General features: G+C 60.0%; 20 protein-coding genes and 1 pseudogene. 9 read left to right on the top strand and 12 right to left on the bottom strand.

Translation table 11 applies throughout. From position 1 onward, the window contains the following. Nucleotides 1-979: 979 nt before the first annotated feature. Nucleotides 980-2380 carry an aminotransferase-like domain-containing protein gene (locus AACY18_RS02225; protein ID WP_339464087.1) on the bottom strand — a complete coding sequence of 467 codons (1401 nt, stop codon included), beginning with the start codon at nt 2378-2380 and terminating at the stop codon, nt 980-982. A 191-nt stretch (nt 2381-2571) separates the two neighbouring features. Further along, entirely contained in the window at nt 2572-3333 is a 762-nt protein-coding gene (locus tag AACY18_RS02220) for an SDR family oxidoreductase (RefSeq protein WP_339430814.1), read from the bottom strand. 237 nt (nt 3334-3570) lie between these two features. On the opposite strand from AACY18_RS02220, the gene AACY18_RS02215 reads away from it, so the two are divergent. Next, complete coding sequence (locus AACY18_RS02215; RefSeq protein ID WP_339464086.1) at nt 3571-4575, top strand: NADP-dependent oxidoreductase; 1005 nt, start codon at nt 3571-3573, stop codon at nt 4573-4575. Between the two features lie 126 nt (nt 4576-4701). On the opposite strand, the gene pyrF is transcribed toward AACY18_RS02215, so the two are convergent. After that, nucleotides 4702-5400 carry an orotidine-5'-phosphate decarboxylase gene (pyrF, locus tag AACY18_RS02205; RefSeq protein WP_339430816.1) on the bottom strand — a complete coding sequence of 233 codons (699 nt, stop codon included), beginning with the start codon at nt 5398-5400 and terminating at the stop codon, nt 4702-4704. A 295-nt stretch (nt 5401-5695) separates the two neighbouring features. On the opposite strand from pyrF, the gene AACY18_RS02200 reads away from it, so the two are divergent. The 3 genes and pseudogenes from AACY18_RS02200 to AACY18_RS02190 form a co-directional block, all read left to right on the top strand. After that, nucleotides 5696-6445, top strand: a complete 750-nt coding sequence (locus AACY18_RS02200) for a response regulator (protein WP_445261463.1) — start codon at nt 5696-5698, stop codon at nt 6443-6445. Further along, nucleotides 6445-7494, top strand: a complete 1050-nt coding sequence (locus AACY18_RS02195; RefSeq protein WP_339430817.1) for a sensor histidine kinase — start codon at nt 6445-6447, stop codon at nt 7492-7494. Before AACY18_RS02200 ends, AACY18_RS02195 begins: the two co-directional genes overlap by 1 nt. 87 nt (nt 7495-7581) lie before the next feature. Next, nucleotides 7582-7737 (top strand): annotated as a pseudogene (locus AACY18_RS02190) (histidine kinase); the annotation flags it as partial. A gap of 77 nt (nt 7738-7814) precedes the next feature. Here AACY18_RS02190 and AACY18_RS02185 read toward each other — a convergent pair. From AACY18_RS02185 to AACY18_RS02170, 4 genes are all read right to left on the bottom strand, one after another. Next, the gene (locus AACY18_RS02185; RefSeq protein WP_339430818.1) at nt 7815-8867 is read right to left on the bottom strand and encodes an AI-2E family transporter; all 1053 of its coding nucleotides are present in this window, start codon (nt 8865-8867) and stop codon (nt 7815-7817) included. Nucleotides 8868-8934: 67 nt separating this feature from the next. Then, the gene (locus tag AACY18_RS02180) at nt 8935-9744 is read right to left on the bottom strand and encodes a DUF4892 domain-containing protein (RefSeq protein ID WP_221732995.1); all 810 of its coding nucleotides are present in this window, start codon (nt 9742-9744) and stop codon (nt 8935-8937) included. 127 nt (nt 9745-9871) lie between these two features. Continuing rightward, nucleotides 9872-10726 carry an alpha/beta hydrolase gene (locus tag AACY18_RS02175; protein WP_339464085.1) on the bottom strand — a complete coding sequence of 285 codons (855 nt, stop codon included), beginning with the start codon at nt 10724-10726 and terminating at the stop codon, nt 9872-9874. Then, entirely contained in the window at nt 10723-11529 is an 807-nt protein-coding gene (locus AACY18_RS02170) for an alpha/beta fold hydrolase (RefSeq protein WP_339430820.1), read from the bottom strand. Before AACY18_RS02170 ends, AACY18_RS02175 begins: the two co-directional genes overlap by 4 nt. A gap of 216 nt (nt 11530-11745) precedes the next feature. Here AACY18_RS02170 and AACY18_RS02165 point away from each other — a divergent pair, with 216 nt between their 5' ends. Further along, nucleotides 11746-14742 (top strand): RHS repeat-associated core domain-containing protein, encoded by a 2997-nt coding sequence (locus tag AACY18_RS02165; protein WP_339464084.1) that lies wholly within the window; start codon nt 11746-11748, stop codon nt 14740-14742. Nucleotide 14743: 1 nt separating this feature from the next. On the opposite strand, the gene AACY18_RS02160 is transcribed toward AACY18_RS02165, so the two are convergent. The 5 genes from AACY18_RS02160 to AACY18_RS02140 all read right to left on the bottom strand — a co-directional run bounded on the left by AACY18_RS02160 (nt 14744) and on the right by AACY18_RS02140 (nt 18837). Further along, complete coding sequence (locus AACY18_RS02160; protein WP_339430822.1) at nt 14744-15187, bottom strand: hotdog fold thioesterase; 444 nt, start codon at nt 15185-15187, stop codon at nt 14744-14746. 31 nt (nt 15188-15218) lie between these two features. After that, nucleotides 15219-16874, bottom strand: coding sequence for an AMP-binding protein (locus AACY18_RS02155; RefSeq protein ID WP_339430823.1), 1656 nt, complete (start codon nt 16872-16874; stop codon nt 15219-15221). 122 nt (nt 16875-16996) lie between these two features. Continuing rightward, a complete protein-coding gene (gene sixA / locus AACY18_RS02150; RefSeq protein ID WP_339430824.1) occupies nt 16997-17449 on the bottom strand; it encodes a phosphohistidine phosphatase SixA in 453 nt (150 codons plus the stop codon). Then, a complete protein-coding gene (locus tag AACY18_RS02145) occupies nt 17446-17793 on the bottom strand; it encodes a DUF4389 domain-containing protein (RefSeq protein WP_339430825.1) in 348 nt (115 codons plus the stop codon). Before AACY18_RS02145 ends, sixA begins: the two co-directional genes overlap by 4 nt. Before the next feature lie 18 nt (nt 17794-17811). Continuing rightward, the gene (locus tag AACY18_RS02140) at nt 17812-18837 is read right to left on the bottom strand and encodes an NAD(P)H-dependent glycerol-3-phosphate dehydrogenase (protein ID WP_339430826.1); all 1026 of its coding nucleotides are present in this window, start codon (nt 18835-18837) and stop codon (nt 17812-17814) included. A gap of 196 nt (nt 18838-19033) precedes the next feature. Between AACY18_RS02140 and AACY18_RS02135 the strand changes: the two genes are divergently transcribed. The 4 genes from AACY18_RS02135 to fabA all read left to right on the top strand — a co-directional run bounded on the left by AACY18_RS02135 (nt 19034) and on the right by fabA (nt 24755). After that, nucleotides 19034-21157 (top strand): TonB-dependent receptor plug domain-containing protein, encoded by a 2124-nt coding sequence (locus AACY18_RS02135; protein WP_339430827.1) that lies wholly within the window; start codon nt 19034-19036, stop codon nt 21155-21157. 1 nt (nt 21158) lies between these two features. Then, complete coding sequence (locus AACY18_RS02130) at nt 21159-22091, top strand: ABC transporter substrate-binding protein (protein WP_339464083.1); 933 nt, start codon at nt 21159-21161, stop codon at nt 22089-22091. Beyond that, nucleotides 22088-23992: a response regulator gene (locus AACY18_RS02125; protein WP_339430829.1), complete on the top strand. Its 1905-nt coding sequence runs from the start codon at nt 22088-22090 to the stop codon at nt 23990-23992. The genes AACY18_RS02130 and AACY18_RS02125 overlap by 4 nt, the downstream gene beginning before the upstream one ends. 247 nt (nt 23993-24239) lie before the next feature. Beyond that, complete coding sequence (gene fabA / locus AACY18_RS02120; RefSeq protein WP_003227150.1) at nt 24240-24755, top strand: 3-hydroxyacyl-[acyl-carrier-protein] dehydratase FabA; 516 nt, start codon at nt 24240-24242, stop codon at nt 24753-24755. Nucleotides 24756-24761: the final 6 nt, after the last annotated feature.

Below are 24761 nucleotides of genomic sequence, written 5' to 3'. Positions count from 1 at the left end.
GCGCGACATAAGCCTGATTCACCCGCTCTACCACCTGCGCAGAACGCTCGTGCAATTGTTCATAAACAGTCTTTTCCTGAGCCAGCAGCCCGGTGTACTCAGCCAGTTTTTCGTTGAAACCTGCGATGTGCCCCAAGACTTCATTGAGCACCGTCAGATAGCCTTCGTCCTTGACCGTGGACTTCAACTCATCAGCCTGCGCCTGGGCTTGGGCAGCCTGTTCGATTTTGCCTTTGTCGGCATTGTCGGCATCACCTTTGCGGCTTTGATCCAGTCGAACCCGTGCCTCATTCATCGCTTGCAGCATCAGCTTCGACACCTGACTGACCTGACTGGCCTGCTCAATGAATTGCGCGCCATCCTTGCCCTCGGAATCCTTCAAGGTATACGCACCGTCGTCCGCCAGCCCGGCCTGCAACAAGTCGAGATTGTTGGCCACACTGGAAACCGACCAACTGGCCATTTCCAGCGCCAGATCCTTGGCCTGGGTCAGCGAAACGAACTCATCGAATGCCTTTCGATAGGCCGCCAGCGACTGCTCGACATCCGTCATCACTGGCACGTTGACCGGTGATTGCGCCTTGAGCTCATTGGCCCGGGCAATAAGCCCGTCCACGCCCTCACGCACGGCATCGGCGGTTTTAGGATCACCGCGCAAGGCGTATTCCTGCTCGAGCAAGCGAACGTTGAGCAGGCCGCTATTGAGCGAGGACATCTGTTTGAGCCCGTCGAAACGCTGGCTGATGGTTTGCAGAGACCAGACACCAATGGCTGCCACCAGCGCGGTCAGCAGCAAGACCAACGCAAACCCGATACCCAGTTTTTTTGCCATACCAAGGTTGGCAAAACGTGCTTGCACGGCCGAAATCATTGCGTGTAGTCCCCTGCCAAAGTCTGTTGATGAAGAGTCGCAATGGCCATGAACCAGCACAAGTCTCTGGCGTCGGAATAATGGCAAAAAGCTACGCCCGCGTCGTTTTCAGAACACTTGAGGTCGATCCGAACCGGTATTGCGAAAAAACTGGCGGGCGCGCGGATCACAGGCGTAAGCCACGTTGATGCGATGCCATTCGCCAGCCTCGCCACTGGGGCTGAAGGCATCTGGAGCTGAAAGCAGCACCCCGCAGCGTTGGGCCTGCCTGAACACACGAGCCTGATCGGTCATTCGCGCACGCGCCCAGATAAACAATCCGCCCGTCGGTTTGCCGAAAACCTCCCAATCGGCATCCTCCAGAGCCTGTAACGCCGCTGCGCGATCGGCGTTCAAGCGCTGCCGCTGACGCTGCACCAGTTTGCGGTATGCGCCGGTCGACATCAGACTGGCCAGCACCGCTTCGGAAAATCTTGAGCATCCCAGACCGCTGATCATCTTGACCCGAGCCAGCCGTGCAACAAGCTCGCTGTCGGCCAAGACGAACCCCACCCGCAAAGCGCTGCTCAGTGTTTTGGAAAAGCTGCCGACATAGATGACCCGCTCCTCATCGTCCAGTGCAGCCAGGCGCGTACCATTGCCAGTGTGCAAGTCCGCGTAGACATCGTCTTCGATCAGGCGTACATCGTAGATCCTGCTCAACTGCACGATGCGCTGAGCCACTGCCGGTGTCAGGGAACTGCCGGTGGGGTTGTGGTGATGGCTGTTGATGAAAAACGCACTGGGCTGAAACTGACGCAGCAGAGCCTCAAGCGCTTCGATATCCGGCCCGTTCGGCGTTCGACGCACCTCAAGCATGCGCACGCCATGCAGCCGCAACAGGTCGAACAGCGGCGCATAACCCGGTGTTTCGACCACGACGCAATCGCCAGCCTTCAACAAGGTTCGAACAATCAGATCCAGCGCGTGACTGGCACCGCCAGTGCTCAGAATCTGTGTGCTGCAGGCTTCGATGCTGAACAGTTTAAGTCGTTTGACGATCTGCTCGCGTAACGCTGCAAGGCCCAGTGGCGTGCTGTAGTTGAACAGGCTCGCCATGTCGGTACGCGCTACCTCACGCAGTGCATAGCTCAGATCGTCGGGCTCGCGCCAGCTCTCCGGCAAACCGCCACCGCCGAGTTTCAAGCCACTTGAAGTGCCGCACACGGTATCGCACCAGGCTTGCCGGCCCTCGCATGGCACCGATTCATCCTCCAGGCTCTGGCTCGACGGCGACGGTGCCACGATAAACCCCGCGCCCTGCCGCGTGGACAGAACGCCTTGCGCTACCAACCGCTCACAAGCCTCGACGACACATGACTGACTGAGCAGATTACCCCGGGCGATTTGCCGAACAGAGGGCAAGCGGGTAGCCGGCGGTACCCCGCTTTGCAGGATCCAGTCAGTCAGTCCGTCAACAATCTGCTGTACGACCGGCACCATTGCCTGTCGATCAATTCTCAATTCCATGAGCAAGCAAACTCCTGTCCGTTTTGCTGGCGGCAGTAAATCACAGCCACGCCGCACAGGCTGTGCGACAACGCCGCCAAAAGCGACCGTTCTAATCATTTGATACACATTGTTTATCGGTTTAACGGAACTGACGGCGGTCCATAAAAAGAAAACCCGCACGAAGGCGGGTTCTTTCAAGCGGCGCTTTTTCAGAACGCGGTGACACCACCGTCCACGGCCAAAGAATGTCCCGTGGTGAACGCGGCACCATCGCTGCACAGATACAGCACGGCACTGGCGATCTCTTCGACCTTGCCGATGCGGCCTACCGGATGCATGGCGTTGGCAAACTCGCCCTTCTTCGGATCAGCCTCGTAGGCACGGCGAAACATATCGGTATCGATCACGGCCGGGCATACCGCGTTGACGCGGATTTTCTTCTTCGCATATTCGATGGCTGCCGATTTGGTCAGACCGATCACCGCGTGTTTCGATGCTGCATAGATGCTCATCTTCGGCGCAGCACCCAGCCCGGCCACCGAGGCAGTGTTGACGATTGCTCCGCCGCCCTGCGCCAGCAACAGCGGCAACTGGTATTTCATGCACAGCCAGACGCCTTTGACGTTGACGCCCATGATCGCGTCAAACTCATCCATCGAGCCTTCGGCCAGCTTGCCTTTCTCGATTTCGATCCCGGCATTGTTGAAGGCGTAGTCGAGGCGGCCGTAAACATTGATCACCTCTTCCATCAGGTTTTTTACGTCGTTTTCGTCGGTGACATTGCAACGCACAAAGGTGGCGTCACCGCCCGCTGTACGAATCAGCGCCACCGTGCCCTCGCCCCCTGCCGCATCCAGATCGGCCACCACCACTTTCAGGCCTTCGGCGGCGAATGCCTGTGCGGTCGCACGGCCAATGCCGTTGGCCGCACCAGTGACTACGGCAACCTGACCGGAAAACGTCATGCTCATTGTTATGTCCTCGAACGGGTAATTGCAGGGGATGGGTTCAAGTGCAGCATAGCCACAGGGTTCTACCAGACGTCAGCACTATCAAAAGCCTGTTTATGCGCCCATGCGCCCCAGTGATAGAACCCCGTAGATCACTATCACTGCACTGGATCGATGTGCATTCGCCGCATCAGCCAACCTTGCGACATCGCCGGTGAAGGTCTATCAACAAGGCTTAATTCAATTCGAGAACCTGCCATGACTTCCCAGACCAATCGCCAGTTCCTGCTCGCCAAACGCCCGGTGGGCGCTGCCACCCGCGAGACCTTCACTTATCAGGAAGTGCCGGTCGGTGAACCGGCTGCGGGACAGATTCTGGTCAAGAACCAATACCTGTCCCTCGACCCGGCCATGCGTGGCTGGATGAACGAGGGCAAGTCCTACATCCCACCGGTCGGCATCGGTGAAGTCATGCGTGCGCTCGGCGTAGGAAAAGTGCTCGCGTCGAACAACCCGGGCTTTGCCGTCGGGGACTACGTCAACGGAGCCATCGGCGTGCAGGATTATTTCCTCGGCGAGCCAAGAGGTTTCTACAAAGTCGATCCGAAACTGGCGCCGCTACCGGTTTATCTGTCGGCACTGGGCATGACCGGGATGACCGCCTACTTCGCGCTGCTTGAGGTGGGCGTGCCTAAGGCTGGCGACACGGTGGTGTTGTCCGGGGCTGCGGGCGCAGTGGGCAGCATTGCCGGACAGATCGCCAAGATCAAAGGTTGCCGTGTGGTGGGCATTGCCGGTGGCGCCGACAAGTGCAAATTCCTCATCGATGAACTGGGCTTCGACGGCGCTATCGACTACAAAAACGAAGACGTGGTGGCAGGGCTTAAACGCGAATGTCCGAAAGGTGTGGACGTTTATTTCGATAACGTCGGTGGCGACATCCTTGACGCTGTGCTGAGCCGCCTGGCGCCGAAAGCGCGAGTGGTGATCTGCGGCGCCATCAGTCAGTACAACAACAAGGAAGCGGTCAAAGGCCCGGCCAACTATCTGTCGCTGTTGGTCAATCGTGCGCGCATGGAAGGGTTTGTGGTGATGGACTATGCCGCGCAATACGCCAGTGCGGCACAGGAAATGGCCGGCTGGATGGCCAAGGGGCAGCTCAAAAGCAAGGAAGACATCGTCGAAGGCCTGGAGACCTTCCCCGAGACGCTGATGAAATTGTTCAGCGGTGAGAATTTCGGCAAGTTGGTGCTGAAGGTTTAAGCCACCAGAAACCAATGTGGGAGCGGGCTTGCTCGCGAAGGCGGTGTGTCAGTCAACATCTGTGTCGACTGATACGCCTACTTCGCGAGCAAGCCCGCTCCCACATTTTGGATCTTCAGCGTTTGATCAGGCGATTTCGGCCACGACAGCGGCCAGCGCCCTGGCCGGATCTGCCGCCTGGCTGATCGGACGGCCGATCACCAGATAATCGGAGCCGGCATCCAGCGCCTGACGCGGGGTCAGAATACGGCGCTGATCGTCCTGCGCGCTACCCGCCGGGCGAATTCCGGGGGTCACCAGTTGCAGCGACGGATGCGCGGTTTTCAGTGCGGTGGCTTCCAGCGCCGAGCACACCAGACCGTCCAGCCCGGCCTTCTCGGCCAGTGCCGCCAGACGCAGCACCTGCTCCTGCGGCTCGATATCCAGACCGATACCGGCCAGATCTTCGCGTTCCATGCTGGTCAGCACGGTCACGCCGATCAGCAACGGTTGCGGGCCGCTGCGCTTGTCCAGTTCTTCACGGCAGGCGGCCATCATGCGCAGGCCACCGGAGCAATGCACGTTGACCATCCACACACCCATCTCGGCGGCGGCTTTCACGGCCATCGCGGTGGTGTTGGGAATGTCGTGGAATTTCAGATCGAGGAAGACTTCAAAACCCTTGTCACGCAGGGTGCCAACGATTTCGGCGGCGCAACTGGTGAACAGTTCCTTGCCCACTTTGACCCGGCACTGCTTCGGGTCCAACTGGTCGGCCAGCTTCAGTGCGGCGTCACGGGTGGGAAAATCCAGGGCGACGATGATAGGAGTCTGGCAGGCGGACATGGATGGGCTCTCAGGCAAGTCGAAATCGGCGCGCATTGTAGCGGAACCGGCGGCGGCGCGGCACCCGATGATCGGTAATTCGTCGCGCCAAACGTGATCAGCATAGCGTTCGACGCTATTGTGTCGACTCCGATACACAACCGACATGTCGCCAACAAGCGCCCGCGCTAGCCTCGCCAGCCGAAACACGTCCTTACATCAGCACTTCCCGCTTCGCGGCCGGACACCTATGCTGAAACCACAACCTCGCAGCCCATCTTTGTGGTTGGCGGCCTACTGGCAGATGAACAGCCCCATGCACAACACCCAAACCACCGGAACGGATGAGCCCAAAGACGACAAGCGCTGGAGCATTCGCGCCCTGATCGTCGACGATGACGTGCCGATCCGCGAGCTGATGATCGATTACCTTGCCCGTTTCAATATCCACGCCAGTGGCGTCACTGACGGCGCGGCGATGCGCCAGGCGATGCAAGCCGAACATTTTGATGTGGTGGTGCTGGACCTGATGCTGCCCGGCGAAGACGGTTTGTCGCTGTGCCGTTGGCTGCGCGCCGAATCGGACATCCCGATCCTGATGTTAACCGCCCGCTGCGAACCCACCGATCGCATCATCGGCCTGGAACTGGGTGCCGATGACTACATGGCCAAACCGTTCGAGCCGCGTGAACTGGTCGCCCGGATTCAGACGATTCTGCGCCGCGTGCGCGACGATCGTACCGAGCAGCGCGCCAATATTCGTTTCGACAACTGGCGCCTGAACAGCGTTCTGCGCCAACTGATCGCCGACAATGGCCTGGTGGTGCCGCTGTCCAACGCTGAATTCCGCCTGCTCTGGGTCTTCATCGAGCGCCCGCGCCGGGTACTCAGCCGCGAACAATTGCTTGATGCCGCCCGAGGCCGTTCGATTGAAGCGTTCGACCGCAGCATCGACTTGCTGGTCTCGCGTCTGCGACAGAAACTCGGCGACGATCCGAAAGCACCGCAGTTGATCAAAACCGTGCGCGGTGAGGGTTACCTGTTCGACGCACGAGACATCGGCTGATGCGGGCGCGCTTCGACACCCTGTTCGGCCGCCTGTTTGGCGTGTTGTTCGTGGCGATCGTCCTGGCGCACCTGCTGGCGTTCACCTGGTTTCACCTCTACGGTCCGCCGCCACCTCCGCCGCCCCCGGCGTTTTCCCCAAATGCCGAGGGGCAACGGCCTCACCAGGATCCGCGCTATCCGCCACGGCCAGCGCGACCCTGGTTCGGCGGCCCCGTGGTGCCACTGACCTTTCAGTTCATTACCTTGATGATCGCCGCTTGGTATGGCGCCAAGCTGCTCAGTCGCCCGATCCAGCGCTTGAGTGACGCCGCCGAGCGCCTCAGTGAAGACCTCGACAGCCCACCGCTGGACGAATCCGGCCCGCGGGAAGCCCGGCAAGCAGCGCATACCTTCAACCTGATGCAACAACGGATACGCGAACAAATTCAGCAACGCGCGCGAATGCTCGGCGCCGTCTCCCACGACCTGCGCACACCGCTGTCGCGATTGAAACTGCGCCTGGAAAACATCAGCGACGACAAATTGCAAAGCCAGATGCGCCAGGATCTGAACGACATGATCGGCATGCTCGATGCCACCCTTACCTATTTGCACGAACAGCGCACCAGCGAAGCCTTGCAATTAATGGACGTGCAGGCGCTGGTCGAATCTCTGTGCGAAAACGCCCAGGATCAAGGCTCGGATGTGCAGGTCAGCGGCCATTGCGCACCACTTGCGGTACAGCCGATGGCGCTGCGCTCATGCATCAATAACCTGATGGACAACGCCCTGCGCTATGCCGGGCAGGCATGCATCGAACTGCTGGATCGGCGCGGCCAACTGCTGATCCGCGTGATCGACCATGGGCCGGGAATTGCCGAGGACAAGCGCGAGGCAGTGTTTGAACCGTTTTATCGCCTGGAAGGCTCGCGCAACCGCAACTCCGGCGGCGTCGGCCTGGGCATGACCATTGCCCGGGAAGCCGCGCAGCGTTTGGGTGGAGATCTAAACCTGGAACAAACCCCCGGTGGCGGCCTCACGGCAGTCATCCGCCTGCCTCGACCCTGAGAACTCCACCCTCGTGTGTACTCACCTGCCCCTTGAGGCTGCCTGCGCCGGAACACCCACCGGTTTTCCAGTTCAGGAGTGAGCCCGATGATCGGTAGCGTCAGCAGCTACACGAGCTATACCAGCACCCGCAGCGCCTCCACGCAAAACGCCCGAGGCCAGCAACTGCAAAAGCAACTGTTCGCCAAATTCGACAGCAACAGCGATGGCGCGGTGGATCAGGACGAGCTGAAACGTGCGGTGCCCACAGTCCGGACTGGGGACTCCTGCCAGAGACAGGTCAGTCCTCAGGCCCGCGCATACCGTCCCATTCCAAAAAACTAACGGCGGTCTTCAACCCGAGCCTGACTCTTGCTCCAGTCCGTCAGCAAACTATAAGCAACAGCCAACAGCGTAGGTCCGATAAACAACCCGATAAACCCAAACGCAATCAACCCGCCAAAGACACCCAGCAATACAATTACCAGCGGCAGATTCCCCCCGCGACTGATCAGGTACGGCTTGAGCACGTTGTCCACGCCACTGATGACGAACGTCCCCCAGATCCCGAGAAACACCGCCATCCCATACTCACCCTTCCAGGCCAGCCAAGCCGTGGCCGGCACCCATACCAGCGGTGGTCCCATCGGAATCAGGCTGAGCAGGAACGTCACAACCCCCAATACCAACGCCCCCGGTACGCCGGCAATCAGGAAGCCGATCAACGCCAGAATCGCCTGCGCCGCCGCCGTACCGATCACGCCGTTGACCACCCGCTGAACCGTGCCAGCGACCAATTCGATGTAGTACCCGGCGCGTTCGCCAATCAAGCGTTCCAGCAAGCGATGAGCAAACGCCGCCAGCCTCGGCCCGTCGCGATAGAAAAAGAAGACAAAGACAATGCTCAACGTCAGTTCGAGAATCCCGCCGCCGATCTGCGCACTGCGCGCCAGCAACCAGTTACCGACCTGCCCCAGATAAGGTTTGATCGACACCATCAACGCGGCGCCCTGCTCATCAATGCTGTTCCAGAGCCCGACCAGCCGCTCACCCACAAACGGCAAACCTCCCAGCCACGTCGGCGCCTGCGGCAAACCATCGACTTGCACATCCTTGATGAATGCCGTGGCATCGCGCACGTGATCCGCCAGGTTGAACCCCAGCCAGACCAGCGGCGCCGCCACCAGCAACATCCAGCCCAACGTCAGAATGGCGGCAGCCAGCGATTCGCGGCCATTGAGCCAGCGGGTCAGAAGACGCATCAGCGGCCAACTGGCAAACGCCAGCACTGCGCCCCAGAACAACGCCGACCAGAACGGCGCCATCACCCACAGGCTGGCACCAAACAGCACCAGCAGAAGGATTTGCACCAACAGCCGATCGTTATTGAGCATGTAAGGTCTCGAAAAAGTCAGTCAGACAAAAAAAAGGCGAACACACAGCGTGCCCGCCCGATACACCTTATCGCAACAGATTAATGTGCAAGCCAGGGCCTTCGACACTGCCGGCTTCCAGCCGCCTCGCGCGCACGCCCTGCTCGATCAGTGCTTGTCGCCAAGCCTCGGCCTTGGGGCCCGACACGGTCACCCGTTGCGTAATATCCAGGTTCAAGCCACGGGAAATCAGCCGCAGCCAGGTGTCGTCCGGATCGCCAACCAACTTTGGAAAGTCCAGTTCACCGGTGCTTTTGAGCTGCCGCAACAAGGTCGCAGACGTCGGCAACAACTCGCCCAGCGGCGCTTCGGCAACGAACTGTTCAACATGTAGATAAGCCCTGCGATTGCCGCGCGTAATGCTGTAGAGCGCTATCAGCGTGTTATCCCTTGGAGCCGCCAGCCTTAGCAACAGATAGGCCTGCTGCTCATCGGAACCAAACAGTTTCGAGTTACCAAAGACCTCATTGGCCCACAGGCTGCTTTCGCCACAATCACGGGACTCGCACCAATACAGCAACTCGGCGCCCTGTTTTTTTTGCAGCGCTTCACGGGCGGCAGTGAAAGCTTCGTTGGCGGAGTGTTCCGGTGGCAGTTCGTAGGTCACTGACGTGGTTTGGCCTCTGGCACTGACCTGCCCTTCGAAGCGCAGCTTGCCGCTGATTTTGCGGATCGATCCGAGCGGATAGACACGCTCCAGTTCGGTCGGGGCACGATAGTCGACGATTTGTGCATCGGCCAGACGCGGCACGATCGGTAGATCCTGACTGCCCGGCACATCGTCCGCGATTGAAAAGGAACTGAAACAGCACAGTGCCAAGAGACTGAGTGAACGCATGGATAGGTTCATCGGATAGACATGGCCTGGGTGCCGCTTTGGCCATTCGGGGTCGTAGCGGTGTAAAGATCCATCATGGTTATCTCCCATTTCAACCCGCCCAGCCTCGACAGTTGCCCGCAGCAAGTCAAGGAATGGCGAAGAACCGATTGAAACAGTCTGCGACAAGATCGGCACCGGCCTCATCGTTGAGGTGCAAATGGTGTCCGCCGGGCAGCTGTTCCCGGTTAAAGGGTAGACGTTCCAGCAGTTCTGGGTGTTTGGCCAGCATGCCGTCGGCCGCGACGACCAATTGCGCAGGACAGCCGATGCGCAGGACGAAAGCCATCGCCTGCTCCTGGGTCAGGCGCAGCGGCGACGGCAGGGTCAGGCGATTATCGGTGCGCCAGGTGTAACCGCCGGGCACGGGCATCAATCCCCGTTGCGCCAACAGTTCCGCCGCCTCACGACTGACCGCCACCAGACCTTTCATCCGCGCTTCGATGGCTCGGTCGAGGCTGTTGTAGACCGGTTTGCGCTTCTCGCGCAGTTCCAGTTGCGCTTGCAGGGCCATGCCCATGCGTTCGGCAGCGTTTTCGCCTTTGTCTGTAGGAGGAATCACGCCGTCGATCAACGCCAGATGCGAGATACGCTGCGGCAACGAACCGGCCAGCACCAGCGACACGATGGCGCCCATCGAATGCCCGAGCAGGCCGAAACGTTTCCAGCCCATCTGCTCGGCAACCTGCAGCACGTCATGGGCGTAGTCCCACAACGCGTAACCGGCGCCACTCGGACGATGCCCGGAGTGCCCATGCCCGGCCATGTCCAGGGCCATGATGCGCAAGCCTTTGAGCTTCGGCGCCAGGCGGGCAAAGCTGTTGGCGTTGTCGAGCCAGCCATGCAGGGCGATGACCGGCAAACCGTCCTCGGGACCGAACAAGTGCGCAGCCAACTCGATATGCGGCAGGTTCAGGCGTACTTCTTCGAAGGTCGGGCTCATGCGCAATCCTTGTCCTGAGGGTTTTCCCAGCGAGTGAACAGGCTCTTGAGCAACCGCGCCGTGTCTTGCGGGCGTTCAAGCGGAAACATATGGCCACCGGGCATGCTCAGCGCCTCGCCCTGGGCAAGACGCGAAACGAAACGGGTGTGATGACGCATCACCACCCGACTCTTGTGCCCTCGTACCACCGCCAGCGGCACTTGCAACTGTCGGGTAAGGCCGGGACTGGTGTGCGGCACCCCGCGATAGATGCTGATCTCGGTGGCCGGGTCGAAGCGCAACCGCAGCTTGTCGCCCACCTGATGCAAACCGTGTTGCAGATAGGCATCGAAACATTCGGGATCGAAACTGCGAAACAATGTCTTGCCGGCAAAGTAGCTGCGTGCGCTGTCGAGATCGGCAAACTCTTCGCGCCGGCCCAGGGTGCGTCCAGCCGGAGTCAGTCTGTCGATGAAGCCGAAGCGCTTGGCCGCACGGATCACCCATTGATCGGTACGGGTCAGCACAGGGGAATCGAGCATGACCACGCCGCGATACAACTCAGGGCAACGCAGCGCCGCATGCAGGTGCAGCACGCCGCCAAACGAGTGGCCGACGCCCCACACCGGTTGATCCTGCTGCTGCAAATGGTGAATCAACTCATCGACAAGGTTGTACCAGTTATCGTCCGCGGGAAATCGCGGGTCATGGGCATGCTGCTCCAGATGCGCGACCCGGTACTCGGGCGCCAGCGCCGCGAACAACTTGCCATAGGTACCCGAAGGAAATCCGTTGGCGTGGGCGAAAAAGATCGGTTGCGACATGCGGGTAGATCCATGAGCGGGAAACGTGGCGTTGATTGTCCGCAAGAGTGCGCCTCACAGCAATGACCGTAACGGCCAGGAATGATGACAGTCGCGCCATGGCTATATCCGACGCACCGCCGTGTGGGTGTTTTTGTCAACTGTCAGTTCTGTCAGTTGACCCACGCCGTGTTCAGGCTGATAAGAGGATCACCCTCATCAAAGCTGCCGGCGCCCATGACTCACGCGAATACACCCGCCATCCAGGCCTTCGACGCTCGAGGCCTGGTATTACGCAGCGTGAATTACCATCGTCGCGATGAGACTTTGGCACCCGAGAGTTACATCACTCACCAGACGCATGATGCAGCGGGGCGCACGGTATTGAGTCGCGATCCCAGACTGTTCCGCGAGCACACACCTGAAAAACCCGGCCCGGCGAATCAGAGCAATGTGTTCAGCCTGTCAGGCGCCATGCTGTCGAGTGAAAACAGCGATGCAGGCTGGCGCCTGAGCTTGCTCGCAGAGGACGGCGCTCACATTGACGGATGGGATCAGAAACGCAACCACAGCCGTATCGTCCATGATGCTCTGCGACGACCGAGCGCCACTTTCGAGCAGTCTGGCGACGAGCCTGAACACTGTACGGAGCGCTTCACCTATTTCGATGATCCGGATGAAGTCCACCATAACCGCCGTGGCCGATTGATTCGGCATGACGACACCGCAGGCACCCTGCACTTCACTGAACTCAGTATGAGCGGGCAACCACTGCAACTTTGTCGCACCTTCAGTGCCGATCCCGCGTGGGCGGTGGACTGGCCGGAAGTGAAAGTCGATCGCGATTTTTTTCTGGAAACCCGATCGGCCGCGACCCACTTCAGCTACAACGCCCTTGGCGAGTCGGTTGGTCAGACAGATGCCTTGGGAAATCGGCAGATACAGCTTCAAGACGTGGCGGGCCATGTGAAAGAAACCCGTCTGACACTGGCCGCAAACGACGACAGCCAGACGCTGGTCAGCGATATCCACTACAACGCCTTTGGGCTTATTGAGCAGCAACGCGCGGGAAATGACGTGATCTCCCAAGCGACATTCAGCCTCGACGATGGCCGCCTGCAACGTCTGAGGAGCCAGACCAGTCATGGCTCGATCCTCCAGGATCTGTCCTACGCGTACGACGCAGTCGGCAATATCACTCGCATCAGCGATAGCGCAGAGGCGGCTGTCTATCACCGTAACCAGCGAACAGACGCGATCTGCCGCTACCGTTACGACAGCCTCTCGCGCTTGATCGAGGCCAGTGGCCGGCAGATCCGCAACGCTGCGGGCGGGCCACAGCTGCCGGCATTTGCCTCTCCTGCCGACCCGGGTCAGTTGGAAAACTACACGCGCACTTACACCTATGATCCGTCCGGCAATCTGCTGTTGATGGAGCACCGCGCCGCCAGTGGAAACCGCACCGAGCGCACGGTTGTGGCCAGCGCCAGCAATCGCAGCCTGCCGGAAAGCCCCGACGGCCATCTGCCCGATGAGCAGGCGATTGCCGCCGCTTACGACGCCAATGGCAACCGCGTGTTTCTCCAAGACGAAGGGCAAACGCTGCAATGGGATCGACGCAATGAATTGCAACAGGTTGATCAGGTGGTTCGAGAGGGTGAACCGAATGATTGCGAGTTCTACATCTATGACGGCAGCGGTCAACGCCTGCGAAAAATCCGTCAGGCCTGTACCGCATCGGTGCAACGACTCAGTGAAACGCGCTACTTGCCCGGTCTGGAAACTCGCACCGATCCGAATCAGACCGTACACGTCATCACCGTCAAGGCCGGTCGCGCGACAATCCAGGTGTTGCACTTTGAAAAACCGCCACCACACGGCATACCCCAGCATCAGCAGCGCTACAGCTTCACCGATCAATTGAACTCCAGCACCATTGAACTGGACGCCCAGGCACAGATGATCTCCCGGGAAAGCTATTACCCGTTTGGCGGTACCTGTTGGTGGGCGGGCCGAAGCCTGGTCGAAGCGAGCTACAAGACCCTGCGCTACTCGGGCAAGGAACGGGATGCCAGTGGCCTGTATTACTACGGTTTTCGTTACTACACGCCATGGCTTCAGCGCTGGCTCAATGCAGACCCGCTGGGGGTGCAGGACGGACTGAATCTGTTTGCCATGGTGCACGGCAACCCTGTCGGGAACGTGGACTTCCAGGGACTGGTCACACTGAAAGAAGGCGTGGGCGCCGCTCTGGCAACCTTTGGCCGGGACAGTGTGAGTGCACTGGCCGCAGGAGCGGTTAAATATTTTGCTGCAAGAGGGTTGGAGCAATGGGCAACCGGCGATCCGGACTCACCGCCAGACCCGGGTGTCAATCTGGGATTGACCCTAGCAGGCAGCATGGTGGGTGCGTTGGCCGGTGGTTCCATGGGGATAGGAGCAGGCAGTCGTATTGCCAGCAGCCGCAACTACAACCGCACCACACAGAAAGTCATGGCCGGTATCTTGGGGCTGGCGGGCGCTGCGGCGGGAGCCGCCGCTCCACTGTATGCGTACCTGTCTGAGCGGGAAACCTTGAACATGACAGCCATCAGCATACTTGCCAGTGTGCCCAAGAGCATGACAAGGGAAGCAGGCCAACGCGCGTTCGCCAGCGTCGGCCCCAGCGTCACGATTGCGCCAAGCGGCACCACGACCGCTTGGCGCACCGCCTTCTATGGAGCCGTTCTTTTTGCTGACGGTGCGCTCGGGGCAAATCTGCCACCTGGCCTGGATATCACTGTCGCCGCTACCGTGGAAGGCCTGGATGGAGCGTCCACAACCACGATCAACTCATTGCGTGGAGGTGACTACAGCAGCCCGGAACGCAATCGGCTTTCTGTGCCGAATGCAGCGGAATGGCTATACGGCGTCGTAACACGTACCGCCGGCTCAACCTTGACCGCCTCACTGACATTGCTCGCCGAACCTCTAACGAACACAATCGAAAACGCCCACTTACAATCAGCAGTCGTCGAAAGCCTGGCCACCCCCACCGAGGCCCGCACATACCTGGGCCAGCATGTGCAGCGTGGCGCCTTCGAGCTGGCCAGGTACGACGATGGGGACTTCACTCTGGATCGTTTCACTCCAGCGAACCGGATTTGGAGAGATGCGACACCCGCCGGTTATCACCCGGAAACACCCGACGCGGGCGACCTGCCCATGAGTGTTATCAGACGACGTAGCGTATGACTCAACTCAAGGGTGGTGTCTGCCCCAACGGCACCACTGCCATGGTCAAGCGCGAGACACAACTGGCCTTGCCTTCATCGCTGGTCAGTCGAATATCCCAGACATGCGTGGTGCGACCGATATGAATCGGCTTGGCCACAGCCGTCACCCGGCCACTGCGCAAACCACGCAAATGGTTGGCGTTGATCTCAAGCCCCACGCAATAAAACTGGCTGGCATCGATACACAAATAACTGGCCATAGAACCGACAGTTTCAGCCAGCACCACCGAGGCGCCGCCGTGCAGCAGGCCGTAAGGCTGGTGGGTGCGATGGTCGATGACCATGCTCGCGGTCAGTGATTGTTCGTCGAACGCCTCGAAACGGATATCCAGCACTTCGCCGATGGTGTTTTTCTGGATTGCGTTCAACTGCTCGATGTCGGGAGTGGTGCGCCACAGGCTCATCACAGACTTCCTTTGTTGTTTTAGTGGTCGCTCAATCCTGCCACAGCACCGCCTCGCTGCGCTCGCTCCATTCTTCGAAGCGCGCGCCGTAGGTGTCTTCGATGACGTTGCGTTTGATTTTCAGGGTCGGCGTGAGAAACCCGTTCTCCACCGCCCAACTGTCCTTGACCACCACCAGTCGACGCAGGCGCTCGTGCTTGTCGAGCACCGCGTTGACCTCCTCCAGCAGTTTTTCCAGGCTCGAATGCAGACTCGCCCGCCCCTCTTCCTGATTGACAATGGAGAGCACGCACAAGCCCAGCGGCGCGCTCAAACCATCGCCCACCACGCAGACCTGTTCGATACGCGAATGCACCGCCAGCCGATTTTCGATCGGTGCCGGCGCCACATATTTGCCTTTACTGGTCTTGAAGATCTCCTTGAGTCGACCGGTCAGGCGCAGGCGCCCTTCGGCATCCTGCTCGCCCTTGTCACCGGTGCGCAGAAAACCGTCCTCGGTGATCGTTTCGGCGGTTTTCTGCGGCTCCTTGAAATAGCCGAGCATGTTCGCCTGACTGCGTACCTGCACTTCACCGGACTCATCGATACGCACTTCAACATCCGGGCACGGTTTACCGATCCAGCCCTGCTTGTATTGACCCGGCAGGCAGATGTGCGAATAGCCGCAGCTCTCGGTCATGCCGTAGACCTCCAGGACGTCGAGCCCGAGTTTCTGATACCACGCAAGCAAGGTTTGCGGCACTGGCGCGGCGCCCGACAGGGCGACGTGCAAGGCATCCAGCCCGAGGCCAGCAAGCACTTTGTGCCCGACCCGCTTGCCGATGAACGGCAGGCCGAGGAGCAAATCCAGGCGCTTTGCCGGAATCTTGCTGTAAACGCCCATCTGGAATTTGCTCCAGATTCGCGGCACACCAAACATTGCGGTCGGCCGCGCACGCTGCAAGTCAGTGATAAAAGTCTCGAGGCTTTCGGCAAAGAACACCGTCTGCCCGGTGTAGATCGACGCCAACTCTACAAACATCCGCTCGGCGACGTGGCACAGCGGCAGGTAGGAGAGCAATCGATCATGCTCGTTAAGCCCGAATAACTGCGTGCCATGGGTCGTCGCAAACCCGAGGTTGGCGAAACTGTGCATCACGCCTTTGGGCAGGCCAGTGGTGCCGGAGGTGTAGATGATGGTGGCCAGTTGCTCGGCGGCGGGACGCGGGTCGTCCTGGATCGGTGAACTGCGTTGCAGGTCGGCCCAGCTGAAATCGAAGTCGCCGGCCGGATGCAGCGGCAGGCTGATGGTCGGCAGGCCCAAGGGCATGCCTTTCGACATGCCGGGCCAATCATCCAGTTTGCCGATAAACGCCAACACACTTTCCGAGTGGTTGAGCACCTGAGCCACGGAGTCGGCGGTCAGGTTGGGATACAGCGGCACAGAGACGTGCCCGGCCATCCAGATGGCGAGGTCGGCGATGATCCAGTGCGCGCAGTTTTTCGAGATCAGCGCGATGTGGCTGCCCTGCGGCAACTCGCGCGCTCGCAGCCAATGCGCGGCGCAGCGGGCCTGATGGCCGACGTCGGCCCAGGTCAGCGTTTCGACCTGCCCGCCCCCGACTGGCTGTACGAGGAAGCGCTGGCGCGGGTGCCGCGCCTCGCGTTCGTAAAACACGTCCAGCGGCAAACGGAATGCGGCAGACATGCGACTCGCTCCTGTTTTTTGGGTCTGGAGCAAGCGTAGTCAACCAAGCAAGTGCTTGGTTGGAAAATTCAAACAAATAATTTCCCCCGACACAGCGAAATGTGGGAGCGGTGTTTACAACGTTATGGATGCTTGAGGCTATTGAGCTTCATCGAGCCGATCAGCAACTCACTGTGTTCAAGCTCCGCAAGCCCGGCCGTGCTGACCCTCTCGGGCGGATACCCGGCGCCATGCTGCAGATAGCTGAGCAAATTGCCCACCAGCGGGTTATGGCTGACCAGCAGCACATTGCTCACCGAGACCAGTTGATCGGTGACCTTGTCCGGATCGACCTCTGGCGTCAGCCACTCGACCGTGCGAATCGGCGGCTCGAAACCCAGCGCCTCACGGACAATCTGCGCGGTCTGTTGCGCGCGCAGATAGGGGCTGGCGTAGATCGCGGTCAACGGCTGGCCCATCAGACGGGCCGCACTGCTCAAGGCTTCCTGGCGGCCATGCTCGGTCAGCTCCCGCTCGGCATCGGGGCACGCGCCATAAGGCACGGCTTCACCGTGACGCAATACCCAGAGTTTCATAGCTTGGGTTCCTCATCTCGGGCCGGATGCGGTGCTGGCGGCACGGCATGCGGCGCTTCGCCTTCGGGGGTACGCGGCGCAGGCCAGTCGGCGAACGGCCATGGTTTCTGGTCGCTGTGAAAGCTGCCGAAACGGCCGATCTGTGCCAGAAACTGGCTCAGGCTGTCGCCGAAATTCATCAGGCCGGCGCTCGGAGCGCCATAGATCAAACGATAGATCAGTTGCACCAGCACCACTGCGCCAAGGATGAACTGCGCCACTTGCCAGACCAGCACGTAAATGAGCATCCACAACACCCGCAGGAGGATGGACTCGTACTTGGTGTCGATTTTTGGATCGTTCATAGGTCGTTCCCTGCTGATTCAGTTGAAACCACTGGTGGAAATAAAGTCGACGTCGGTTTTCGGCTCGGCCCGCATCAACAACGCGATGACCTGGTCCAGCGTGCGCCCTTCGAACAGAATGGCGTGCAGCCCGGCGACCAGCGGCATGTAGACACCCACCTCCTGGGATTTGGCCTTGAGTACTTTCAAGGTATTCACCCCTTCGGCGACTTCACCAAGGCGCGACACCGCTTCGTCGAGGCTCAGCCCCTGACCGAGGGCGAAACCGACCTGATAGTTGCGGCTCTTGGGCGACGAACACGTCACGATCAAGTCACCGACGCCGGCAAGCCCCAGGAAGGTCATGGGGTTGGCACCCTGATTCACCGCAAACCGGGTCATCTCGGCCAGGGCCCGGGTGATCAGCATGCTCTTGGTGTTCTCGCCCATCTCCAGAGCCACCGCCATGCCGGCGATGATCGCGTAAACGTTTTTCAACGCACCGCCCAACTCGACACCGAAACGATCGGCGCTGGCGTAGACGCGGAAGGTGCGGCCATGCAGCGCGGCTTGCACTTGTTTGCACAGGTCTTCGTCTTCACTGGCAACCACGGTGGCGGTCAGTGCGTGCTCGGCGATTTCCCGCGCCAGATTCGGCCCGGACAACACGCCGATGCGCGCTTGCGGAGCGATCTCTTCGAGGATCTGGCTCATCAGCTTGAAGGTGTGGGCTTCGATACCCTTGGTCAGGCTGACCAGCATTTTGCCGCTCAGCCGTTCGGCGTGGGCGGCCAGCACCGTGCGCAACGCGCTGGACGGCAGGGCGACAAAGCACAGGTCACAGGCATCGAGGGTGGCTTGCAGGTCGGTGACGGCGGTCACGCCCGGCACAATCTTGATGCCTTTGAGGTAACGCGGGTTTTCGCGATTGACCCGGATGGCCTCGGCCTGCTCGGGGTCACGCATCCACTGCAAGACTTGATGGCCGTTCTCGGCCAGAAGATTGGCCACGGCGGTACCAAAACTTCCGCCTCCCAGGACCGCAATCGGGCGCTGTTCAGTCATATGCAATCCGTTAATCCATACCAGTGGCGATGTCGGCATTATACGGGGCGACCCCGTCGCGGCCAGCCCCCGCGTCAATTACCGATACTTGTAGGAAGAAGACCAACAAAACCTAGGAAAATGCCTATAACGTGACTGGAAAAGTCGCTGCCCTCGGTTAACATGCCCGCCAATTCTTCGCTCTATAGGCTGTGTCGTGCTCTTTGCTTCTCCCTCATCGCGCTCGTCCCTGTTGCTCGCGCTGCTGTTCAGCCCGGTCGTGCAGGCCGATGACCTGTTCATGGACAGCGAGTCGCTACCGCAGGTGCTGACGGCCACACGCCTTAAACAGACACCGGCGCAAGTGCCGGGAAGCATGACCGTCCTCGACAGCGAATTGATCAACGCCAGCGGCGCCCGCGACATCAGTGAACTGCTGCGCCTGGTGCCCGGGATGATGGTCGGCAACGTCAGCGGCAATCAGGCTGTGGTCAATTACCACGGCACCAACGCCAGCGAAGCGCGGCGCATGCAGGTGTTGATCGACGGCCGCTCGGTTTACCGCGCGGGTCTGGCCACGGTGGACTGGAGCGATATTCCGGTGGCCGTGGAAGACATTGAGCGCATCGAAGTCTTCCGAGGCCCGAACACTGTCAGCTACGGCGCCAATGCACTGATGGCGGTGGTCAACATCATCACGCGCCACCCGGCGAACAGCCACGGCACACGGCTGAAGATCACTCGAGGCCAGCGCGGCATCAACGATTTCCATGCCAGCCAGGGCACGGGCTGGAATGGCGGCGACCTGCGTCTGTCGCTGTCAGGTCAAGAAGACGACGGTTTCGACAGCGATCGCACAGGCGCCGATTACCGCGACAGCCGCCGCTTGAACCGTTTCAGTCTAGCGGTCAGTCATACCCTGAGCGACAGCCAGAGCCTCGACTGGCAGGTCAACGCGAAGGACGGCACCAACCAGCGGCCCTATACCTACCGACCGGTGTTCTCGGGGATTACAGACGCGGGGAACAACTCCGACGTGGTGGCCAAGGACTACGCCGGGTCGGTGCGCTGGAATCTCGACATCAATCCCGAACATAGCCTTTATGTACAAGGATCGGCGCAGCACTGGGACCGTCAGCAAACCTGGCGCGCTTGCGACGCCGAAGTGTCGTTCAGCCCGGAACTGACGCAGCTGTGGCAACTCGACCCCAATTACACCGAGCGCCTGGCGCGCAACATCACCCGGTTCACCGGCCCCGGCGCCGAGCCCGGCAGCCCGCAGAAAATGGCGCTGGCCAATCAGGTGCTTGATCAATGGCGCAACGGCGCCAGCCAAACCCTGTGCGGCGATATCGACCAGAGTGCCCGGGAGTCGCGTTACGACCTCGAATTGCAGGACACCCTCAGCCTGTCCGACAGCCTGCGCCTGGTCAGCGGCATGAACTATCGTTACGACCGGGCCGATTCCGAGACCTACTTCAACGGCACGCTGGACGACACCACTTGGCGCGCCTTCGGCCAACTGGAATGGCGCGCGACCGAACACTGGCTGTTGCAGGGCGGTGCAATGTTCGAAGACACGCAACTGATCGGCAGTTCGCTGACCCCGCGCTTCGCGATCAACTACCTGATCAACCCGCGCCATGGTCTGCGTGCGGTGTACTCGGAGGCGATCCGCTCGCCGGACATGTTCGAGAACAACGTCAACTGGAGCTATCAGGTGACCAACCTGCGGCCCACGGCGTACGGCCAGTCGTCAGCGCGTTATTTCGTCAAGACCCGTGGCCCCGGCGATCTCGATCAGGAACACATGCGCTCGCGTGAACTGGGCTACAACGGCAATTTCGCAGAGTGGGGACTGGCACTGGATGTGAAGCTGTTCTACGACGAAATCACCGGGATGATCAGCGAGCCGTTGCGCAACAACCAATACATCGCCAGCAATGCCAACAGCTCACGTTTTCGCGGCACCGAAACCCAACTCGACTGGCGCGTGAGCAGGGTCGACCGCTTGCGTTTCACTTACGCCTACGTCGACGCCCAAGCGAGCAATCCGCTGGATCAGCAATTCACCTCGCGCAACAGCGGTTCGGCCGGTTGGCTGCGCGACTGGGGCCAAGGCTGGAACAGCGCCCTCTTCTATTACGGCGACAACGCGCTCAACGGCTATCGCTTTGAACGGGTCGACACGCGGATCGCCAAACGCATCCCGCTGGGCAAAGCCCAACTGCAACTGGCCGGCGTGCTGCAACAGCGCCTCGATCACGCGCCAACGACGTTCGTGGACAACCAATACGACGAACGCCGGGTGATGTATTTCAGCGCCGAGTTGGAGTTCTAGGGTGCGCCTCGGCCTGTCACGCAAGGCGCCAACCCTTGGCCACTGCCTGGCCGGGCTGTGCCTGTTTCTGGCCACGTGGCTGCACGGCATCGCAGTGCAAGCGGCCGATATTCTGCTCACAGGGGCTGAAGAAAGTCCCGGCGTGCAGGCTTTCGTTCAGGCCCTCAGCGAGTTGCGTCCGACCGACAGTGTGCGTTTCCAGCCGCTGGCCAGTCTCCCGGCACCGGGAAAATTACCTTCCAGACTGCGCCTGATTCTGCTCGATCTGCCAAGCCTCGACTGGCGCCTGCAAGACTCAAAGGGCCCGGCAACGCTGGTGCTGCGTATCAGCCGCGTGCAAGCACATCAGCGTTTCGGCTCGGCACAACCCTCGCAGTTGACTCTGCTGTGGAGCGATCCACCACTGGGCCGTCAATTGCAGTTGATCCGGCGGATGTTGCCGCAGGCGCGCAGGGTTGGCGTGTTGTTCCACCCGCACAGCGAATTTCTGCTCAAGGAACTGCGCCTGACCGCTCAATCGCTGAATCTGCAAATCGTCAGCCAACGCTGGGACAACACCCACGACAACCGACCCCTGCAAGCTGTACTGAAAAACAGCGACGTGCTGCTGGGCCTCGACGATCCTGATCTGTACAACCCGAGAACCGCGAAAAACCTGCTGCTCAGCAGTTACTCGCAGCAAATGGCGCTGGTGGGGCCCAACGTTGCGTTTGTCCGCGCCGGTAGCCTGGTCAGCAGCTACAGCGATCAGAGCGACTGGCTGGCGGTACTCGACCAACTGCTCGACCAGCCGCCGGGCAATTGGCCGCCAGCCCTCTATCCCAAACGTTTTAAAGTTTCAAGTAATGCGCAGGTGGCTCGTTCCCTTGGGATCGAACCGTTAAATGACGCGTCAGTCGCCAGAGCGTTGGCTGAAGGAGAAAGCCGCCCATGAGTTTCCGTCGCCGTTGGGACATCAACACCCGGACCCAGTTGATCAGCCTGGGCCCGGCGCTGTTGCTGACCTTGTTGTTGATCAGCTTTTTTACCTTCGTGCGCATTCAGGATTTGCGCCAGGAGCTGAACCACACCGGCCAATTGATCGCCAACCAACTGGCACCCGCCACCGAGTACGGGGTGATTTCCGGCAATAACGAAGTGCTGGAGAGCCTGCTCAAAGCCTCGCTGGCAACACCCAACGTGCGCTTTATCGAAGTGCAAGACAGTGCTAACCGGATTCTGGTCTACGTCGAGCAACCGGCGAATGTCCATAGCCGTGCGCATCAGGTCGAAGTTTTTCAAGCGCCGGTAAGGCTGCAACGGATCGCCCTGCACAATGATTTTTTCCAGGACACCAAAGTCAGCAATGGCGCGGCCAACGAGGATTATCTGGGGCGAGTGATCGTCGGTCTGTCCAACGATGCCTTCAGTCAGCGTCAGCAGGAAATCCTGCTCAAGGCCGCTATTCTGGCGCTGTTTGCCCTGCTCTTCACCTTCATCGTCGCGCGGCGTCTGGCCGGCAGCCTGTCGCAGCCGATTCGCGATATCGGCAATGCGGTCAAGGCGATTCAGCAAGGCGACTATAAAACGCCGCTACCGATTGTCGACGACACCGAACTGGGCGCCCTGTCGCAACACATCAACAACCTCGCTCAGGCGCTGGAACAGGCCAGTCGTGAACAGCATCAAGCCATGGCCCAACTGATCCAGACCCGTGAGGAAGCGGAAAAGGCCAACTGCGCCAAATCCGACTTCCTGGCGATGATGAGCCATGAACTGCGCACCCCCATGAACGGCGTGCTGGGCATGTTGCAATTGCTCGAAACCACCGACATGACCGAAGAACAGGTCGAGTACGCCGCGCTTGCCTCGGAGTCCACCGAACACCTGCTCAAGGTCATCAACGACATTCTCGACTTCTCGCGCATCGAGCGTTCGGAACTGGAACTGGAGCATATCCCGTTCAACCTCGCCGAACTCATCGCAGCCTGCGCCCAGTCGTTCCAGCACAGCGCGGTTCAGCGTGGCCTGGCGCTCAATCTGCGGATCCCCGAAGACATGCACGGTTTGCAGGTACAGGGCGATCCGACGCGGATCCGGCAGATTCTGGTCAACCTGGTCGGCAACGCCTTGAAATTCACTGAACAGGGTCGGGTCAGCATCGAGGCGCAGTGGCAGTCGCTGGATCACGAACTGCTGTGGTTCACCTGTTCGGTGCGCGACAGCGGCATCGGTATTTCGTCCGAGAGCCTGGAGTTGATGTTCAACGCTTTCCAGCAGGCCGACAGTTCTATTTCAAGGCGTTACGGTGGCACCGGCCTCGGTCTGCCGATTGCCCGCACTCTCGCCGAGCGCATGGGCGGGACATTGCGCGCGCAGAGCGAAGAAGGTCGCGGCTCGGTATTCACCCTGGAAATTCCGCTGGCTCTTTATAAGCAGGCGTTGCCGCAACTGGCAGCGCCACGCGCATTGAACAGCAGCGGTCACGGCGAGGGGCGTCATGTGTTGCTCGTGGAAGACAATCCGGTGAATCAGACTGTGATTGAAGCGATGCTGCGCAGTTTGGGCTTTACTGTCAGTGTTGCCACCGATGGCGCACAAGCGGTGCAAAATGCCGAAGCAAGCGATTTCGAAATGATTCTCATGGATTGCCGTTTGCCGATCATTGATGGCTACGAAGCGACCCGGCAGATTCGCCGCTTGCCCGGACGCAGCGCGGTGCCGATCATCGCATTGACCGCCAATGCCTTGCAGGGCGACCGCGAGGCCTGCCTGTCGGCGGGCATGAACGATTATCTGGCGAAGCCGTTCAAACGCAATGACCTACAGCAGATTCTGCAGCGCTGGGTGTCGTAGTGACGGCTTTTCGACCATCTGCGACTGGCGTGAAAAGCGAAAGTGCGGCAGTCTTAGGCACCCGAACGAGCCTCAAAAGGGGCTTGAATAAAAATTTCAGTGCACAAGTGTACATTCATGTCCTTGGTGCTGTGACTTTCACCACAACGCAATAGTCTATGAGTAGGCTGCCGGTTCGAGGCATGAACGCTTCGAACGGTCGGGAAGATTTGCCCCACCTGCCGCATGGGATTATTGAGGAGCTCGCATGACCAAACAAAACGCCTTTACTCGGGAAGATCTGCTGCGCTGCAGTCGCGGTGAGCTGTTCGGCCCAGGTAACGCGCAACTGCCCGCCCCGAACATGCTGATGGTGGATCGAATCACCCTGATCAGCGAAGAAGGCGGCAAGTACGGCAAAGGTGAATTGGTCGCCGAACTGGATATCAATCCTGACCTGTGGTTCTTCGCGTGCCACTTCGAAGGTGATCCGGTCATGCCGGGCTGCCTGGGTCTGGATGCCATGTGGCAACTGGTCGGTTTCTTCCTGGGCTGGCAAGGCCTGCCGGGCCGCGGCCGTGCGCTGGGTTCGGGCGAAGTGAAATTCTTCGGTCAGGTGCTGCCGACCGCCAAGAAAGTCACCTACAACATTCATATCAAACGCGTCCTCAAGGGCAAGCTGAACCTGGCCATTGCCGATGGTTCGGTGACTGTCGACGGTCGCGAAATCTACACCGCCGAAGGCCTTCGCGTCGGCGTGTTCACCTCCACTGACAACTTCTAAGGGTTA

The organism is Pseudomonas sp. EA_65y_Pfl2_P74 (genome assembly GCF_963970575.1).
GTDB lineage: Bacteria > Pseudomonadota > Gammaproteobacteria > Pseudomonadales > Pseudomonadaceae > Aquipseudomonas > Aquipseudomonas baetica_A.
Note: the sequence above shows the minus strand (reverse complement) of the source record. Positions and strands in the feature narration are given on the sequence as shown.

Bases quoted from the DNA above. Each gene is read 5' to 3' on its own strand.
- AACY18_RS02200 (WP_445261463.1), top strand. From the start codon at position 5,696: ATGCACAACACCCAAACCACCGGAACGGATGAGCCCAAAGACGACAAG.
- AACY18_RS02165 (WP_339464084.1), top strand. From the start codon at position 11,746: ATGACTCACGCGAATACACCCGCCATCCAGGCCTTCGACGCTCGAGGC.
- AACY18_RS02170 (WP_339430820.1), bottom strand. From the start codon at position 11,529: ATGTCGCAACCGATCTTTTTCGCCCACGCCAACGGATTTCCTTCGGGT.
- AACY18_RS02160 (WP_339430822.1), bottom strand. From the start codon at position 15,187: ATGAGCCTGTGGCGCACCACTCCCGACATCGAGCAGTTGAACGCAATC.
- AACY18_RS02145 (WP_339430825.1), bottom strand. From the start codon at position 17,793: ATGAACGATCCAAAAATCGACACCAAGTACGAGTCCATCCTCCTGCGG.
- fabA (WP_003227150.1), top strand. From the start codon at position 24,240: ATGACCAAACAAAACGCCTTTACTCGGGAAGATCTGCTGCGCTGCAGT.
- AACY18_RS02175 (WP_339464085.1), bottom strand. From the start codon at position 10,726: ATGAGCCCGACCTTCGAAGAAGTACGCCTGAACCTGCCGCATATCGAG.
- AACY18_RS02180 (WP_221732995.1), bottom strand. From the start codon at position 9,744: ATGCGTTCACTCAGTCTCTTGGCACTGTGCTGTTTCAGTTCCTTTTCA.
- AACY18_RS02220 (WP_339430814.1), bottom strand. From the start codon at position 3,333: ATGAGCATGACGTTTTCCGGTCAGGTTGCCGTAGTCACTGGTGCGGCC.
- AACY18_RS02225 (WP_339464087.1), bottom strand. From the start codon at position 2,380: ATGGAATTGAGAATTGATCGACAGGCAATGGTGCCGGTCGTACAGCAG.
- AACY18_RS02215 (WP_339464086.1), top strand. From the start codon at position 3,571: ATGACTTCCCAGACCAATCGCCAGTTCCTGCTCGCCAAACGCCCGGTG.
- sixA (WP_339430824.1), bottom strand. From the start codon at position 17,449: ATGAAACTCTGGGTATTGCGTCACGGTGAAGCCGTGCCTTATGGCGCG.
- AACY18_RS02195 (WP_339430817.1), top strand. From the start codon at position 6,445: ATGCGGGCGCGCTTCGACACCCTGTTCGGCCGCCTGTTTGGCGTGTTG.
- AACY18_RS02125 (WP_339430829.1), top strand. From the start codon at position 22,088: ATGAGTTTCCGTCGCCGTTGGGACATCAACACCCGGACCCAGTTGATC.
- AACY18_RS02140 (WP_339430826.1), bottom strand. From the start codon at position 18,837: ATGACTGAACAGCGCCCGATTGCGGTCCTGGGAGGCGGAAGTTTTGGT.
- AACY18_RS02155 (WP_339430823.1), bottom strand. From the start codon at position 16,874: ATGTCTGCCGCATTCCGTTTGCCGCTGGACGTGTTTTACGAACGCGAG.
- AACY18_RS02185 (WP_339430818.1), bottom strand. From the start codon at position 8,867: ATGCTCAATAACGATCGGCTGTTGGTGCAAATCCTTCTGCTGGTGCTG.
- pyrF (WP_339430816.1), bottom strand. From the start codon at position 5,400: ATGTCCGCCTGCCAGACTCCTATCATCGTCGCCCTGGATTTTCCCACC.